A 16,213-nucleotide genomic window follows, 5' to 3' on the forward strand; every position below is an offset into this window, starting at 1 on the left:
GCTGCCCGATACCCGCGTTGGCCGGTAGCCGCCGGCTGTAGGTGGAAACCGCTGCCATCGCGACGCTTTCCACCTACGGCTTCCGCGCCTGTAGGTGGAAAGCGCTGTCATCACGACGGAATCCACCTACGGCGGAGGCTGAGAGCAGCGCGGCCGGCGGCGGACACTGGCGGCGGCTCGATCCGGCCGGGAGCGTCGCGGGCATGTCCGTCGTCGACAACGAACCGGCCACCGGGCGGGGCATCACGGCCTATTCGCGTCCTGGGTCATTCGCGTGCTGCCGGCGAAACTGGCGCGATCGGGAGGCAGGTGACCGATCAGCACAGTAAAATCGTATTAATTCCAATTATCTTTAGACAGATCGAAAACGCCGCGACCACCAGCCGAAGAACCAATCGAGGAGACGTGCGTGCCACCGCCGCCGAACGAACAACCCGACGACTGGACGGAGCCCGGCGCACACCCGGTGGCGGCCGGGGTCTACCGCATCCCGCTCCCGCTGCCGTACAGCGGTCTGCGCGCGGTGAACGTCTACGTCGTGCCGGACGTCGACGGCCTGGTCGTGGTGGACTCCGGGTGGGCCATGCCGTCCACCGAATCCGCGCTGGCCACCGCTCTGAGCACGCTCGGCTACCAGCTCGACGACGTCTCCCGCGTGATGGTGACCCACGCGCACCACGACCACTACACCCAGGCCCTCGCCCTGCGCGCGCGGTTCGGGACGAAGGTCAGCATCGGCTGGGGGGAGCACCACTCGATACTCGCCGGTGAGAAATCCGAGGTCCTCACCCGCCCGCAGATCGCGATGCTGCTGCGCTGCGGTGCCCCCGAGCTGGCCGAACGCTACGCCCGATACCTGGTGCACGAGACGGACCACTCGCAGAACGCGCCGTGGGGTCCCCCCGACAGCTGGCTCGACGACGGCGATGTCGTCGGCCTGGCGGAGCGCAAGCTCGACGTCCTCGCCACCCCGGGGCACACCCGCGGCCATGTGGTGCTCCGTGACAGCACCAACGGCCTGCTGTTCGCCGGCGACCATGTGTTACCGCACATCACCCCGTCGCTGGGGTTCGAGTGGGCGCCCGAACCGTCGCCGCTGCGCAGCTTCCTGCAGTCGCTGCGGCTGATGGGCGGTCTGCCCGACACACTGCTGCTGCCCGCGCATGGCCCGGTCACCACCAGTGTGCACCGGCGGGTCGAGGAGCTGCTGGCCCATCACGAGGCCCGTCTGGACACCGCCGCCCGCAATGTTCGCGCGGGTGCCGAAACGGCGTTCCAGGTCGCGGCGGCGATGCGCTGGACCCGCCGGGAACGCCGACTGGACGAACTCGACACGACCAGTCAGACGCTGGCCGTCCTCGAGATCGAGGCGCACCTCGACCTGCTGGTGGAGCACGACCAACTGGTCGCGGCCACCGCCGGGGACGGCGTTGTGCGCTACGCCACGCGAAACTGAGCTCCCCGAAATCGGGGATCCGGTACTGGACGACGGCTACCAACAGACGCGGCGACCAGACACGATGGCCGGCGGCGGAGAAACGGGCCCATCATGACATATCATCCTAAAAATAGATCTACTCCTGTTAGGATGCTGGAACGTCGCTTGTCGGCGCTAGGTGTGCGCACAGGGGCGTGTTACGCTGCCCTCCGCCGGAGGGGACCGGACATGTAAGGACTCGTGTTGCCCAGACTTCAGTCCTCCGCACCGACCAAGTCCAGATTCAGGACTCGGTGGCGGCTCCTGGCGATGACGTTGACACTACCAGTGGGTGTCGCCCTGGCGGGCTGCCAGGCTCCTCGCACGTCCACGTCACCGGAGTCCTCCCCGTCTGTTTCGTCTATCGGGCAGCAGGCCGCCAAGGCCTACCTGGCAGCGCATCCGTCGCCCGGCGCGTCCGCGTCCGCGGCCGCGGGCGATCAGCCGGCTCAGTCAGCACCGCCCACGGCGGGGCCGGCACAGCAGGCAGCGCCCACACAGGCCCAGGCCCAAGCCCCGGCCCCGGCCCCGCCGGCGGTGAATCCGCTTCTCCCGCTGCTCGCGCCCGCTCCCGCCACGCGGCCACCAGGGCTCGACGACAGCTGGCGCCTGGTGTTCGGCGACGAGTTCGACGCACCTGTGCTGGACACCGCCAAGTGGGTCACCAACGTCTGGCAGGGCGCCCAGTGCGGGGCCAACTCCGGCAACCACGGCTCGCAGAACTGCTATTCGCCGTCCGCGGTGACGCAGAGCGACGGCAAGGCGCACCTGACCGCGAGCAGGGCTCCCTACAACTTCAAGGGCAGGACGTTTCCGTACACCAGCGGCATCATAAACAGCGACCAGCGGTACTTCTTCACCTACGGTTATGTGGATGTCCGCGCCAAGTTGCCGAAGGGCAAGGGGTTCTGGCCCGCGATCTGGCTGTACAACCCGGCCTACACACTCGATGAGATCGACATCATGGAATTCATCGGTGAGGACCAGACGACCATCTTCCAGACACTGCACACCAGGCACGGCAGTGAGAACCAGTTCAAGACCAGGCACTCGGACTGGAGCGCCGACTATCACAACTTCGCCGTCAGGTGGGAGCCAGGATCGCTGACCTTCTACATCGACGGCGTGCAGACCGGTCACCTGACGAGCCTGGTTCCTTCGGAAAAGATGTACCTGATGGTGAACCTGGACGTGGGCGGCTCCTCCAGCTGGGGCGGTGCGCCCAACAGCGCCACTCAGTTCCCCAGCAGCGTCGACATCGACTACGTCCACATCTACCAGCAGGCCCCATAACCGCCGACAGGCCCCATGGGCCACAGCCCTGCCGAGCCGGCACGGGTTGCCGGATCGACCGGTCACCGCCACCGGTCAATCCGCACCGGCCGCGGTGACCGGCAGACTCGACAGACCGCTCCGACAGCCTGCATTTCCCCCGCGGTTTCCCTGTCAGGCGGGCGTGCCGAAAACCTGAGTCCAGTAGATGCCGTAACTACCGCCACGCGCGTAGCCGACCCCGATCTGGGTGAACTCCCCGTTGAGGATGTTCCGACGGTGGCCGGGGCTGTTCATCCAGCCGTCCATCACCTCCGCCGGGCTGTTCTGACCGGCCGCGACGTTCTCACCCAGCATCCGGTAACGGTAACCGGACGCGGTCGCACGGTCGGTCATCGTCCGGCCGTCCAGGCTGACATGGTCCATGTAGCTGTTCGCCGCCATGTCCTCGCTGTGCCGCTGCGCCGCTAGTGTCCTGAGTCGTTGATTCGCTGGCAGTAGGCGGCGAGGGTCTCGAGGATCTCGTCGGCGGTCTTGGCCCAGACGAACGGCTTCGGGTCCTTGTTCCAGGCGTTGATCCATCGGCGGATGTCGGCTTCGAGTTCGACGACCGAGCGGTGCGTCGATCGGCGCAGCTTGCGGGTGGTCAGCTCCGCGAACCAGCGCTCGACCAGGTTCATCCACGACGCCGAGGTCGGGGTGAAGTGCAGGTGGAAGCGGGGGTGGCGCAGCAGCCAGTTCTTCACCGCCGGGGTCTTGTGGGTGGCGTAGTTGTCCAGGACCAGGTGCAGGTCGTAGCCCTTCGGGACCGAGGAGTCGATCAGCTTGAGGAAGCGCAGGAACTCCTGGTGACGGTGCCGCCGGAAGGTCTGCGCGATCACCGACCCGGACGTCGGGTCGAGCGCGGCGAACAGGCTGGTCGTGCCATGGCGGACGTAGTCGTGGGTCATCCGCTGCGGGGTACCCGGCATCAGGGGCAGCACCGGTGCCGTGCGATCCAAAGCTTGCACCTGCGACTTTTCGTCGACGCAGAGCACGATCGCCTTCTCCGGCGGGTCGAGGTAGACCCCGACCACGTCACGGACCTTGTCCACGAACAGCGGGTCGGTGGACAGCTTCCACGTCTCGACCAGATGCGGCTTCAACCCGAACGCCCGCCACATCCGTGACACCGTCGACTGCGACAGCCCACTGGCCCTCGCCATCGACCGCGATGTCCAATGGGTATCGCCGTTCGGTGGCTTCTCCTCCAACGTCCTCGCGATCACCGCCTCGACCTGGGCGTCGGTGACCTTCCGAGGCGCTCCCGGACGTGCCTCGTCTGACAGGCCCTCCAGCCGGTCGACCGCGAACCGCTCCCGCCATTTCGCGACCGTTCCCCGGGTGATCCCGAGCTCGGCCGCGACCCCCGAGTTCGTCCCACCGTCCGCGCAGGCCAGCACGATCCGCGAGCGCAACGCCAGCGCCTGCGCGGTCTTCCGCCGTCGGGCCCAGCCCTCCAGCACCGCACGCTCAGCAGACGACAACTCGATGGGATCCGCGCTCGGGCCAGGCACCAGCCCATTCTATCTGCACACGAATCAACGACTCAGGACACTAGGAGCAGGCAGACGTCCACGGTGAGCGGACGCTGGCCCAGCCTGCCCCGTTCGACGTTCACCAATGCCACGACCTGCGAGACGATGTCTCCTCCGGTATCGGCTCCCCTGGTGCCCCCGCCGACGGCCGCACCGGCGGCGGACGAGGCGGCCGGCCGTGCCGGCGCCGGTGGCGGTGGCGGTGGCGGGGTCATCGGTGGGCCCGCCGGCGCGGCGCCGTCGTCGTCGTTGACCTGAACGCCGAAGTCGCGGACCAGCCCGGCGAGGCCGTCGGAATAGCCCTGGCCGAGCGCTCGGATCTTCCACCCGGCCCCACGCTGGTAGATCTCCGCGAGCAGCAGAACGGTCTCCTGCCGTGGCCGCGGCGGGGTGAAGCGCGCGACGGGGGTGCCGCCCCGGCCACGGACGTTCAGGACCGGCGGCGGCAGTTGCCCGAGCGTCGCACCGGTGTCGGCCGGGCTCACGACAACGACCACCCTGGTTGCCGCGGGACGCAGCCGAGGCGGGTCGATGCTGGCGCCGTCACCGGTCAGCCGAGCCCCGGGCGCGGACGGCTGGTTGTAGAAGACGAAGTCGCCGTCCCCGGCGACCTTCCCGTTCCCGCTGGTGATCAGGAGCGACAGGTCGAACGGCCCGGCCACGTGAACGGACAGCGCGCCGTCCGGCAACGACCGGTTGGCACCGGCGACCAGCTCAATCATGATCACTCCGAGTAGTCCGAGCAGGTGGGTCACGGCGGCCGGCCGAGGGCCGGGCCGTCCGGGTCACCAGCGCGCTCTCGATCGCTCTTACCTCGATCGCTCTTACAAGGACGAACAAGTGTCACGTATCGTCCCGGCCGAACGGCGCCGACGCCGGTGCCGGTGCCGACATCCGACATCCGACATCCGACATCCGACATCCGACATCCGGACGATGATCGAAGAGTCTTCCTGATTCGGGCAAAGACGTCCGAAAAGATCACATTTCGACCCCGGTCAGGGGTGTTAGTGTCCCGGCATGGCCGAGACGGTGTCCGCCCCGCGCGAATCCCCATCCATCCCAGATGCGCACGCCACCGCCGGCGGCGGGACAACGGAAACCCCGGAGACGGCACCGACAGCCCCGGCACGGGCGCCACGCTCTGGAGCGACGCCCACAGGCAGCGCGCCGGCGCCGATCGCCAGCACCTCGATCGGGCGGTCCGTCCGGCTCTTCCGCGCCGCCCGGCGCGAACCGGTCGACCCGGCCGGCTTCTACTCGCTGCTCGCCGCCGACTCCGTGCACCAGCTCAGCCACTTCACCACGCTGGCCGGCTCGCTCGTCCTGGACGTCGGTGGCGGCCCCGGCTACTTCCGCAGCGCCTTCCAGCAGGCCGGCGCCCACTACGTCTGGGTCGAGCCGGACATCTCCGAGCTGAGCGCCGGTGGCATCGTGGAGCCGGGCCGGGTGCTCGGCAGCGCGTTGGACATGCCGTTCGCCACCGCCTCGGTGGACATCTGTTACTCGTCGAACGTCCTGGAGCACGTGCCGGACCCGTGGCGGATGTGCGAGGAGATGGTGCGGGTCACCCGACCCGGCGGGGTGATCTTCCTGAGCTTCACCAACTGGCTCTCGCCCTGGGGCGGGCATGAAACCGCGCCCTGGCACTACCTCGGCGGCCACCGCGCGGCTCGGCGCTACGAGCGCCGCACCGGGACCCCGCCGAAGAACCGCTACGGCAGCAGCCTGTTCGCGGTGTCGGTGGCCGACGCCCTGGCCTGGGCCCACGGCCATCACGGCATCGACGTCGTGGCCGCCATGCCGCGCTACCTGCCGGCGTGGACCAGGCCGATCCTGCGGGTGCCGGGTGTCCGGGAGGTCGTCACCTGGAACCTCGCCATGGTCTTCCGCCGGCGCTGACCGGCCGCCGGCACCGCGACCAGGCTCTCCGCGGCCCTTCGCAGCTCTTCGCGCGTCCGCGATCAACGCTCCCGGGACGGTGGGCAGCGGTCAGATCAGCCGGAGCTGGCGGCCCTGGTTCGGGCGGGCCCGGCGGGGCCGGGGCGGGCCGGAACGGCGTTCGAGCAGCGGCGCGCCCAGGCTGTCCAGAAAGGGCGAGGGCCGCACCTCGGACACCTGCCGGCCACGGCGGGCCGCATGGGTGAGCACAAGCTGCTCCCGGGCCCGGGTCATGCCCACGAACAGCAGCCGCCGCTCCTCCTCGTCACCGTCGTCACTGCCGTCATCACGCCCGGTGAGTCCGGCGGCCGCGCCCGCACCGGCACCGCTGCCGGCCGGGGACGCGCCCGCCCACCGCAACGGCAGCAGGCCGTCCTCGCAGCCGATGATGACGACGAACCCGAACTCCAGTCCCTTGGCGGCGTGCAGCGTCAGCAGGGAGATCCGGTCCGCCCGGGGGTCGAAGGTGTCGACCTCCGCGCCGAGCGCGATCTCAGAACGGAAACGCTCCAGATCGTCGCCGCACTCGGTGGCCAGCGAGGTCAGGACGTCCAGCGCGTACCGGATCTCGGCCTCGTTCGGCGGTCCGGCCGGAGGCGTCGGCGATGCGGGCCCGGCCGGTGACACCGGCCCGCTCCGGGCGTCCGGCGCTGTCCCGGGCAGGCTGCCGGAGGATGCCGGGCCGCCGCGGCCGGGCAGGCCGGCGGCGCTGTCGAGGGCGATCTGGGCCGCCGCCCGCAGCCGTGCGAGAACACCGCGGCCCCGCGCCGGCACCGTGTCCGCTGGGAGCACGGGGGCTGCGGGGATCCCGTCGGCCGGCGTGTCGTCGCCGACGAGCTCCAGCAGGTACGCGACGCCCGGGGTGTCCGCGAACCGGTTGTGGGACCGGCGCTGGAAGGGGAACCCCTGCCGGTCGAGGGCGTCCATCACCGGCCGCGCCTGGCGGGCGGTGCGGTAGAGCACCGCGATGTCGGAGAAGGACAGCCGGGCCTGCCCCGTCCCGTCCACCCCGGTGTCGAGCGCATGGAAGGACGTGCCGCCCAGGGCCTCCTCGATGAGGCCCACGACAACCGATGCCTCGTCAGCCTCGTCGGCGGTGCGGCGCAGCAGTACCGGAGCGCTGTGCGGATGCTCCCCGACCGCGCCCAGGGTCCGGCCGGGCACCAGAGTGGCCGGTTCGATCAGGCGGACGGCCGCCTCGACGATCACGGGGGTGGAGCGGTAGTTGCGGGTCAGCGACACCACCTTCGCGTCCCGGAAGTCGTCCCGGAAACGCAGGAAGAAGCCCACGTCGGAACCGCGGAAGGAGTAGATGGCCTGGTCCGGGTCGCCGATCGCACACAGGTTCGCCGCCGGCACGGGTTCCGGTGGACAGGCGGGCGAGGCGTCGCCGAAGCGCCCGGCCAGCATGGTCAGCAGGATGTACTGCAACTCGTCGACGTCCTGGTACTCGTCGACCCAGACGTGCTGCCAGCGCGCCCGGTACTCGTCGGCGATCTCGGGATGCTCCCGCATCGCCAGCACGGGCAGTTGGACGAGGTCGTCGAGGTCGACCAGGTTGCGCGCGCGCAGCTCACGCTCGTACCCCCGCGCCACCACGGCCAGCTCGTGCCCGTCGGTGGGCTCCCCGAGCGCGCGGGCGCGGCGCAGCCCGGCCAGCGCGCGCCGCAGTCGCTCCAGGTTGCGCGTCCCCGACGCCGTACCGGCCAGCGCCTCCCGCAGGATCTGCGTGCGCACCGCCTCGTCCGCGACCGCGACATCCGGCCCCAGGCCGAGGCGCGCGTGCTGCTCCTGGACCATCCGCAGCCCCAGGCCGTGGAAGGTGGTCGCGAAAACGCGCGACGCCTGCTGCGGGATGAGCGCGTCGAGCCGTTCGCGCAGTTCGGCCGCGGCCCGCCGGGTGAAGGTCACCGCCAGGCACCGCTCGGCCGGCACCGCGCACTCCCGCACCCGGTACGCGATCGAGTGGACGAGGGTGCGGGTCTTGCCGGTCCCCGGCCCGGCGACGATCAACAGCGGGCCGTTCGTGACCGCTGCCGCGGCGCGCTGCTCGGCGTCGAGAGCGGCCAGGACGGACACGCCGGGCACCTCGGACGGCACGCCCTGCGGCGGCACATCCACCACGTCGGCGGCGGGCCCGTCAAAGGGACACGCGTCGGCGGCGGGCCCGTCGGGAGATGGCGACCAGGAGGATGGTCCGCCGGGGAGCGCGTCAGCGGTGGGGACACGCTGCCCGGGAGCCGGCTGCGTCGGATACACCGGACTCGTCAGGCCTGTGGGGCTGTCCACCGCGGGCGGGGCCGCGGATAAGGCGCCGGATCGGACGGACGGCGATGCCGGGGAGGACGTCGGCGAGGACGCGGCCGTGGACGGTGCCAGCGCGGTACGGACTGCGCGGCTGCCCCGGCGGGCGGTGCGGGCCCGGGAGCTGCCCGGGGCCGTTGCCGTGCCGGTCGGTGTTGCCGTGCCGGTCGGTGTTGCCGTGGTGGTCGGTGTTGCCGTGCCGGTCGGTGTTGCCGTGCCGGTCGGTGTTGCCGTGCCGGTCGGTGTTGCCGTGGTGGTCGGTGTTGCCGTGGTGGTCGGTGTTGCCGTGGTGGTCGGTGTTGCCGTGCCGGTCGGTGTTGCCGTGCCGGTCGGTGTTGCCGTGCCGGTCGGTGTTGCCGTGCCGGTCGGTGTTGCCGTGCCGGTCGGTGTTGCCGTGCCGGTCGGTGTTGCCGTGCCGGTCGGTGTTGCCGTGGTGGCGGCGAGGTCGAACAGCGTGCCCGCGTCCGAGCTGAGTTCCTCCGGGCGGAAGAGGCGGATGACGCCGTACTCGCCGTCGAAACCGGCCTCGCGGATCACCTCCTCGTTCCGCAGCCGGCGGATCGCCTCCACCAGCGCGGACGAACCGACCTCGGCGATCGCGTCCAGCGGGACCTCAGCGAGGATCCCCAGCTCCGGGCCGAGCCGGGTGGTCAGCGTCGTGACCTGCGCGGCCACCGCCTTGCTCTTCGGCCCGACCCCGAGGATCTCCCCCACGACCTCGGGCAGCGCCACCAGCGAGCGCATCTCGCCCGCAGTCGGCGGCCGCAACCCCTCGGTCCGGTCGGCCAGCGTGTCCACCCGGTGCAGGACGCCGACGGTCAGCGCCCGTCCGCACTGCGGGCAGCGCCCGTCCGCCTGCCGGGTCTGACTCGGCTCGTAGCGGATGTTGCACTTGCGGTGACCGTCGAGATGGTACTTGCCCTCCTCGGGGAAGAACTCGATCGTGCCGGCGAACCCGTCCCCGGTGCGCAGCGCCGCGAGCATGGCGAAGTAGTCGACGTCGCAGGTGAACGCGGTCGCCTCCCGGCCGAGCATGGGCGGGGAGTGCGCGTCGGAGTTGCTGACCAGGCGGAACCGGTCGAGCCCGGACAGCCGCCAGAACATCGGCGGGTCCGCGGACAGGCCGGTCTCCAGCGCGAAGATGTGGTCGGCCAGATCGACGTAGCAGTCCTCGACCGCGTCGAAACCGGACTTGGAGCCCAGCACCGCGAACCACGGCGTCCACACGTGGGCCGGTATCAGATAGCAGCCGTCGCCCGCGCCGAGGGTGATCTCCAGCAGGTCACGCGAGTCCAGTCCCAGGATGGGACGCCCGTCCGCGGCGAGATTGCCGATCTTCGCCAGGCTCGCGGTGATCCGGGCCGCGGCGTCGGTGCTCGGGGCGTAGAGAAGATGGTGGACCTTACGGGTCCGCTCCCCCCGCTTGTAGATCGTGGAGATCTCCGTGGAGAGCATGAACCGGGTCGCCACCCGGCAGGACGCGGGCAGGGTCCGCAGCACGTCCGCCTCGAGGTCGGGACGCAGCCGGAACAGGCCGGGTTCGGCCGGCACGAGCTTGGTGGCGATCTCCTGCGACCAGGCCGGGTGGGTGAAGTCGCCGGTGCCGATCACCTGGATCCCCTTGCGCGCCGCCCACCAGGCAAGATGCTCCAGGTCGCAGTCACGGCTACAGGCCCGTGAGTACTTGGAGTGGATGTGCAGGTCCGCAAGAAACCGTGAGCTCACAGCTGGGTATGTTGTCGCACCCGCGCGCTCGCACACACGGCGGCCTGCCGGGCCTGGCCACCGGCGTTCTTCGGCTGGCCCCCGCCACCGCCCGCCCGCGACGCCACCCGGCATGACCGCCTCCTGGCGGGACGGGTCATTATGGGCATTGCCGCAACGGGGTGTGTCCGCCGGTGTGCGCATCCGGCCATCGGAGGAGCCCGTGGGGCTGTCGCGTCCGGAGAGGACTATGACCGAACAAACGGCTGTCCGCCAGCCACGCCATCACGACGAGCCTCATCACGACGAGCGACCCGGCGACGGGCGGCGTCGTGAGGGGCGAGCGGGGCAGCACGGCGAGGAACGGTTCGGTGCGGGACAGCCCGGCGGGGAAAGCGCTGGCGGGCCGGCGGCCCACGCGGGACGCCGCCTCGACGACCGGCGCCGGGCCGCGCTGACCGACCGGTGCCATCGCCTGGTCCGGTTCCTGCGGGAGATCGCCCTGGCCCAGGCGCCGCGGGTCACCACGGTCGACGAGCATCCCGTCGTGGTGTGGCTCGACAACCTTCCGGACGGCCTGTCCCTGTTCGAGCAGGCCAGCCCCGGCGAGGTGCTGCTGTCCGCTCCCGCCGCGGCGGCTCTGCCACCGCCGCCGGCGCTGCCCGGCCAGCTCACCGGCTGGGTCGTCATGGCCGAACCGGGCGAGCCGGTCGAGGAGTTCCCGCCGCTGCGCGAGATCGGCCCGCGGACCCGCGTCGAGCTGCGACCGGACGGCATCCAGCGTGAGATCACCGAAACCATCCGGCTCGCGGACGCGCCCGAGGTCCAGGCCGCCTACGCGCAGTGGCTGCCGGCCTGGCGGATCTGGGCGACCAGGGCCCGCGCGGACGCCGACCGGTGGGCCCTGCACAACGTCCTGCACGCGGTGGCGCAGCGCCTGGCGCAGGAGGGCGACGCGCTCGAGCTGGTGCTCTGCACCGGCCTGCTGTCCTGGCACGCCCCGACCCCGACATCAGCATCAGCATCGGCGTCCACGGCGCGCCCGTCCGCCGCACCCGGCCCGTCCACCACCGGCATGCCCTCGCTCGGCACGTCGACAGCGATCACATCGGCGACGATGCCGGGCCGACCCCCGCTCGGCCCGGCGGCGGCACGCCCGCCCGCGACAGGCGGCCCGCCGCCCGCTGCCGTCGAGGTCCGCCATCATCTGCTCGCGACCAGGCTGCTGGTGGAGATCGACACGACCAGCTCCGCCATCCGCCTGCGGCTGCCCGCCGAGGCCACGACCCCGCTGGAGGACAGCAGCCTGCTCGACGGGGTGGCGGCGTTCCGGCCGGAACGGACCAACGCGCTGCACGAGCGGCTGCGCGGCCGCCCCGCGGTCCCCCTCGGCTCCGAGGACGAGCGGGCGCTGCGGGACTGGCTGACCCTTGCCGTGGACGTGTCCACCGACGGCTACTCGCCGTCCTGGCAGCCGGCGGCGCGGCCGGCCGGCCCACGCCCGCAGGTGACCTTCGCCCCGGCACTGGTGCTGCGCGCCCGCGGCCGGGCGGCGCTGCTGAACTACTACGACCAGATGCTGGACGCGCTGCGCGGCGACGGCCCGCCGCCGCTCGGCCTGGTACAGCTGGTCGAGACGCTGGAGGCCGACGAACGCCTGGCCTGGCTGGCCGCGGGCACGGTGCCCGCCGGAGACGTGCTGCCTGCCGGGGACGCGGCGCCCGGCCGGGACGGCCCGGGCGACACCGCGCCGCTGTTCCCGCTGCCGGCGAACCCGGAGCAGGCCCACGTGATGGAACGTCTGCGCCGGGACAACGGTGTCGTGGTGGAAGGCCCGCCCGGGACGGGCAAGACCCACACGATCGCCAACCTGATGTCCGCGCTGCTCGCCGAGGGCAAGCGGGTGCTGGTCACCAGCCAGAAGGCGCAGGCGCTGCGGGTGCTGCGGGAGAAGATGCCCCCGGAGCTGCAACGGCTGTGCGTGTCACTCACCGACCTCGACGACACCGGTTCGACCGAGCTCGCGGTGAGCATCAGCGCGCTCGCGGCGGAGAAGGCCGCCTTCCGGCCGGACGACCACGACCGGCGGATCGCGCGGCTGCGCTCCCGGCGGGACGACGCCGCCGCCCGCCGGGCCGAACTGGCCGAACTGATCCAGCGGCTGCGCGCGGCCGAAGGTGCCCACCATGACGGCTCGCAGGTGGCGCCGGGCTGGGAGGGCACCCTGGCCCGAATCGCGGCGCGGGTCCGGGACGAGCGCGCCGCCCACGGCTGGCTCCCCACCCCCGTGCCCTGGCCCGCCATCGGCGGTGGCCAGGACAGCGCCAGCCCTGGCGGTCATGTCACCGAAAGTGACAGGGGATACGGCGGCGGCGGTGCTGCCGGCGGGCGCGGCCCGGTACCTGCCAGCGACGATCACGGTGGACGCGGCAGCCATGGCGAGCGCGGCGGGCCGCCGCCGGTGCCCCTGGACGCCGCCGAGGCGGCCGAGTTGCTCGCCGTGCTGCGCTCCCGCACGCCTGCCCGGGCTCGCCGGCTCGCCCAGGGCCCGACCGATCCGGATCTGCTGGTCCCGACCGGCACGATCCGCCAGCTGCTGGCCGCCGAACGGGCCGCCTCCTCGGTCGCCCACGACAGCACGGTCACCCTTGCCGAGCCGGTCGGGCCGCCCTCGCCGACCGGCTTGCCGGGCTGTCTCCGGCGCAGGTGGACGCCCTGCGGGCGGTCGCCGCGGAGCTGACCGACGCGCTGGCCCTGATGGCGGGCCACCAGAGCCGCTGGGCGTGGGTGCGGACGGCGCTCGACGACGCCCTCGCCGGCCGTGACACCGTGCTGTGGACAAAGATCGCTTCGACCGCGCCGGCCGTCGAGCAGGCCGCCAGCGCGCTCGAGCGGGTCGGGCTGCGCACGGTCGTCCTGCCCGCGCTGACCGAACGGGGGCCCGCGAACGCGCAGGTGCTGCTCGCCCACGGCGAGGCGCTGCGGGCCCACCTGGCGGCCGGCCACGGTCTGCGCGCCGTCTTCCCGCCGAAGGCCCAGAAGAACGCGGCCCTGCTGCTCACGGAGGCGACCGTCGACGGCGTCCCCCCGCGCACCCCCGACCTGCTCGACGCGGTGCTCGCCCGGCTGACCGCACAGGTCTGCCTGGAGACGGCGAGCAACGCCTGGGCGCTGGTGGACGTACACATCGACCCGGACGCCGCTGTCGAGGTGCGCCTGGCCCGCCTGCACGATCTGGCCGACGCCCTCGCCGCGGTCGACCGGGCCCGTGGCGCGCGCGACCGCCTCCTTGGTGTCCTGGCCTCCTTCGGCGTCCCCGGCACCCCCGGCACGCCGGACGTCCCGGGTGCTGCCGGCACGGGCGCTCTGACCACCGCCGGCGGCTCCCTCGGCGTCACGCTCACCGGTACCAGGGCCTGCCGGGATCTCGCCGCCGCGGTCGAGGATGTCCGGCTACGTCAACATGCCACCGCCGCCACCGCGGGTCTCAGCCGTATCCACAGCCGTTACCTGGCGGCGGCCAGGACCGGGACGGCCGCGCCGGAGCTGGGCACGCTCGCGGACGCGCTGGCCGCCCGCGACGTCACCGCCTACGAGGCCGCCCGGGTCGCGCTTGAGGCGGCTGACAGCGAACGGGACGCGGAGCGGCGCTGCGTGACTCTGCTGGCGCGCGTACGGGACGCGCACCCGGCCTTGGCCGTCCTGCTGGAGGGCCTGGCGCCGGGTACGGCCGACGGCGCCAAGGCTGCGGCCGGGACATCGGATGCCGGAACGGTAGATATGCTCCGTAACGCCGAGGCGGCAGCCGGCAGCCGTCCGGGCGGCGCGGACGCGGCCGAGTGGGATCGGCGGATCGTCTCCTTCCCCGCGGCATGGGCGTGGGCCTGCGCGGCGACCTGGCTGGAACGCTCGCGGACGGCGGCTGGTGAGACCGATGTCGAGGCCGAACTCGACGCCGCCGAGGACGCCCTCGCCGCCGCCACCGCCGAACTCGCCGGCGCGCTCGCCTGGAAGCACTGCCTTGGGCGGATGGGCGCCGAGCAGTCCGCGGCGCTGCGTTCCTACGCCGACGCGGTCGCCGCGGGCGGCAAGTTCACCGGCCGCTACGCGCAGCGGTACCGGCAGGCCGCCCGGGAGGCGATGCGGGTCGCCCAGACCGCCGTCCCCGCCTGGATCATGCCGATCGGTGAGGTGCTGTCGACCATTCCGGCCGTCCGGGACTGCTTCGACGTGGTGATCGTGGACGAGGGCAGCCAGGCGGGGCTGGACAGCCTGTTCCTGCTGTGGCTGGCGCCCCGCGTGATCGTGGTCGGCGACGACCGGCAGTGCACCCCGGCGGAGGCGAGTTTCGAGGAGCTGGAACCGGTCTTCCAGCGTCTCGACACGCTGCTGCCCGACGTGCCGGGCTGGCTGCGCATCGCGTTCACCCCCCGGTCCAGCCTGTTCACCCTGCTGCGGACGAGGTTCGGCGAGGTCATCCGGCTGCGCGAGCACTTCCGCTGTATGCCGGAGATCATCGAGTGGTCGTCCGCGCTGTTCTACCGGGACGCCCCGCTGGTGCCACTGCGCCAGTTCGGCGCGGACCGGCTGCCGCCGCTGCGGTCGTGCCACGTCCCGGGTGCGGTCACCTCCGGTGTCGCCGGCGGGCTGCGCAACGCGGCCGAGGCCGAGGCGCTGGTGACCCAGGTGCTGGCCTGCGCCGACGACCCCCGCTACGACGGGCTGACCTTCGGCGTCGTCGTGCTGCAGGGCAGCGCCCAGGCGGAGCTGATCCGCGGCAAACTGATCAGCCGGATGTCCCCGGCCGAGCAGCAGCGCCGGCGGCTGCGCGTCGGGACCCCGCCGGACTTCCAGGGCGACGAACGGGACGTGGTGTTCCTGTCGATGGTCGTCGCGCCCGACACCCCCACGCCGTCGCTGACCCGGCTGGAGTACCAGCGCAGGTTCAACGTGGCCACCTCCCGTGCCCGCGACCAGGTGTGGCTGTTCCACTCGGTGACCACGGGCGACCTGGAGCCGACCGACCTGCGGCACAACTATCTCAGTTACATACTGTCACAGACGTCCGTGCGGCCGTCCGTCACCGTCGGGGTGGACGCCGGCCCGGCCCCCGCCGTGTCCACGTCCGTTCCCGTGCCGCGCGACGTCCGCCCGGACATCCCGCACCCTCGCTTCGACACCCTCTTCGAGCAACGGGTCTTCCGTGCCCTGCGCGAACGCGGCTATCTGGTGTGGCCCCAGGTCGAGGTGAACGGTCGGCGCGTCGACCTGGTGGTGGCCGGCGGACGCGCCCGCCTCGCGGTCGAGTGCGACGCGGACACCGCCGTGCCGCCCGAGCGGATCGCCCACGAGTTCGCCCGCGAGCGGGAGCTGCGCCGGGCCGGCTGGCGCTTCTGGCGGATCCGCCAGTCGGAGTTCGAGATCGACCCGGACGCCTCGCTCGCCTCCCTGTGGCCGGCCCTGACCGCCGTCGGCGTGACACCGGTGGCGCCGCACGCGGCCCGTACCGCCCGGGGCGGCACCGCCCCCGTCGATCCGGCCGGAGCCGGTCACGGATCGCAGCCGGCACCGCCCCGTCCGGGTACACCGGCGGACGACGTGCCCGGGGGCAACATCCCCACGGACGACATCCCCACGGACAACACGCGCAGGGATGGCGAGAACGCCAGCCGCGATGATGTCGACACGGCTGACACGGCGGCCGGCGGCCGGGCTGCCGTCGCGCCGGGAGCCGGCGAACACCGCTGGACGCCAATCCCCCTGAGCGACCTGGAAGGCCTCGACGACGCCCTCGGCGCCCTGACCTAGGACTCCTGACCTGGGACCCCCGACCTGGGACCCCCGACCTGGGACATTGCCCGACCGGCGTTCTCAGTCAGCCGGCGTGGCTCCTGCCCGCGGCCGCCCACACGGGCCATGATCTGAACGAGTTTGTCGT

Annotated in this window: 9 protein-coding genes; 5 read left to right on the forward strand and 4 right to left on the reverse strand. The window is 72.2% G+C overall.

Annotated features, from left to right (window positions below):
- Window positions 1–409: 409 nt before the first annotated feature.
- Complete coding sequence (locus FSYMDG_RS19055) at window positions 410–1,456, forward strand: MBL fold metallo-hydrolase (RefSeq protein WP_013875027.1); 1,047 nt, start codon at window positions 410–412, stop codon at window positions 1,454–1,456.
- A 558-nt stretch (window positions 1,457–2,014) separates the two neighbouring features.
- Window positions 2,015–2,770, forward strand: coding sequence for a glycoside hydrolase family 16 protein (locus FSYMDG_RS19060; RefSeq protein ID WP_043604002.1), 756 nt, complete (start codon window positions 2,015–2,017; stop codon window positions 2,768–2,770).
- A gap of 153 nt (window positions 2,771–2,923) precedes the next feature.
- Here FSYMDG_RS19060 and FSYMDG_RS19065 read toward each other — a convergent pair whose 3' ends face one another.
- The 3 genes from FSYMDG_RS19065 to FSYMDG_RS19075 are packed head-to-tail and all read right to left on the reverse strand — an operon-like array spanning window position 2,924 to window position 5,048.
- A complete protein-coding gene (locus FSYMDG_RS19065; protein WP_157491044.1) occupies window positions 2,924–3,331 on the reverse strand; it encodes a CAP domain-containing protein in 408 nt (135 codons plus the stop codon).
- On the reverse strand, window positions 3,217–4,305 hold the full coding sequence (locus FSYMDG_RS19070; RefSeq protein ID WP_013871712.1) for an IS630 family transposase: 1,089 nt from the start codon (window positions 4,303–4,305) through the stop codon (window positions 3,217–3,219). Before FSYMDG_RS19070 ends, FSYMDG_RS19065 begins: the two co-directional genes overlap by 115 nt.
- 32 nt (window positions 4,306–4,337) lie before the next feature.
- A complete protein-coding gene (locus FSYMDG_RS19075) occupies window positions 4,338–5,048 on the reverse strand; it encodes a TerD family protein (protein WP_013875030.1) in 711 nt (236 codons plus the stop codon).
- Between the two features lie 298 nt (window positions 5,049–5,346).
- On the opposite strand from FSYMDG_RS19075, the gene FSYMDG_RS19080 reads away from it, so the two are divergent.
- Window positions 5,347–6,228, forward strand: coding sequence for a class I SAM-dependent methyltransferase (locus FSYMDG_RS19080; RefSeq protein WP_013875031.1), 882 nt, complete (start codon window positions 5,347–5,349; stop codon window positions 6,226–6,228).
- A 90-nt stretch (window positions 6,229–6,318) separates the two neighbouring features.
- On the opposite strand, the gene FSYMDG_RS19085 is transcribed toward FSYMDG_RS19080, so the two are convergent.
- On the reverse strand, window positions 6,319–10,296 hold the full coding sequence (locus FSYMDG_RS19085) for a UvrD-helicase domain-containing protein (RefSeq protein ID WP_043604004.1): 3,978 nt from the start codon (window positions 10,294–10,296) through the stop codon (window positions 6,319–6,321).
- A 229-nt stretch (window positions 10,297–10,525) separates the two neighbouring features.
- Between FSYMDG_RS19085 and FSYMDG_RS25410 the strand changes: the two genes are divergently transcribed.
- On the forward strand, window positions 10,526–13,015 hold the full coding sequence (locus tag FSYMDG_RS25410; protein WP_043604007.1) for an AAA family ATPase: 2,490 nt from the start codon (window positions 10,526–10,528) through the stop codon (window positions 13,013–13,015).
- Window positions 12,982–16,083 (forward strand): AAA domain-containing protein, encoded by a 3,102-nt coding sequence (locus FSYMDG_RS25415; RefSeq protein WP_013875034.1) that lies wholly within the window; start codon window positions 12,982–12,984, stop codon window positions 16,081–16,083. Before FSYMDG_RS25410 ends, FSYMDG_RS25415 begins: the two co-directional genes overlap by 34 nt.
- The last annotated feature ends 130 nt before the right edge of the window (window positions 16,084–16,213 follow it).

The organism is Candidatus Protofrankia datiscae (assembly GCF_000177615.2).
In the GTDB taxonomy this organism is placed as follows: domain Bacteria; phylum Actinomycetota; class Actinomycetes; order Frankiales; family Frankiaceae; genus Protofrankia; species Protofrankia coriariae.

Excerpts from the sequence above, each read along its gene's own strand:
- FSYMDG_RS19080 (WP_013875031.1), top strand. The coding sequence starts at position 5,347 with ATGGCCGAGACGGTGTCCGCCCCGCGCGAATCCCCATCCATCCCAGAT.
- FSYMDG_RS19065 (WP_157491044.1), bottom strand. The coding sequence starts at position 3,331 with ATGGATCAACGCCTGGAACAAGGACCCGAAGCCGTTCGTCTGGGCCAA.
- FSYMDG_RS25410 (WP_043604007.1), top strand. The coding sequence starts at position 10,526 with ATGACCGAACAAACGGCTGTCCGCCAGCCACGCCATCACGACGAGCCT.
- FSYMDG_RS19075 (WP_013875030.1), bottom strand. The coding sequence starts at position 5,048 with ATGATTGAGCTGGTCGCCGGTGCCAACCGGTCGTTGCCGGACGGCGCG.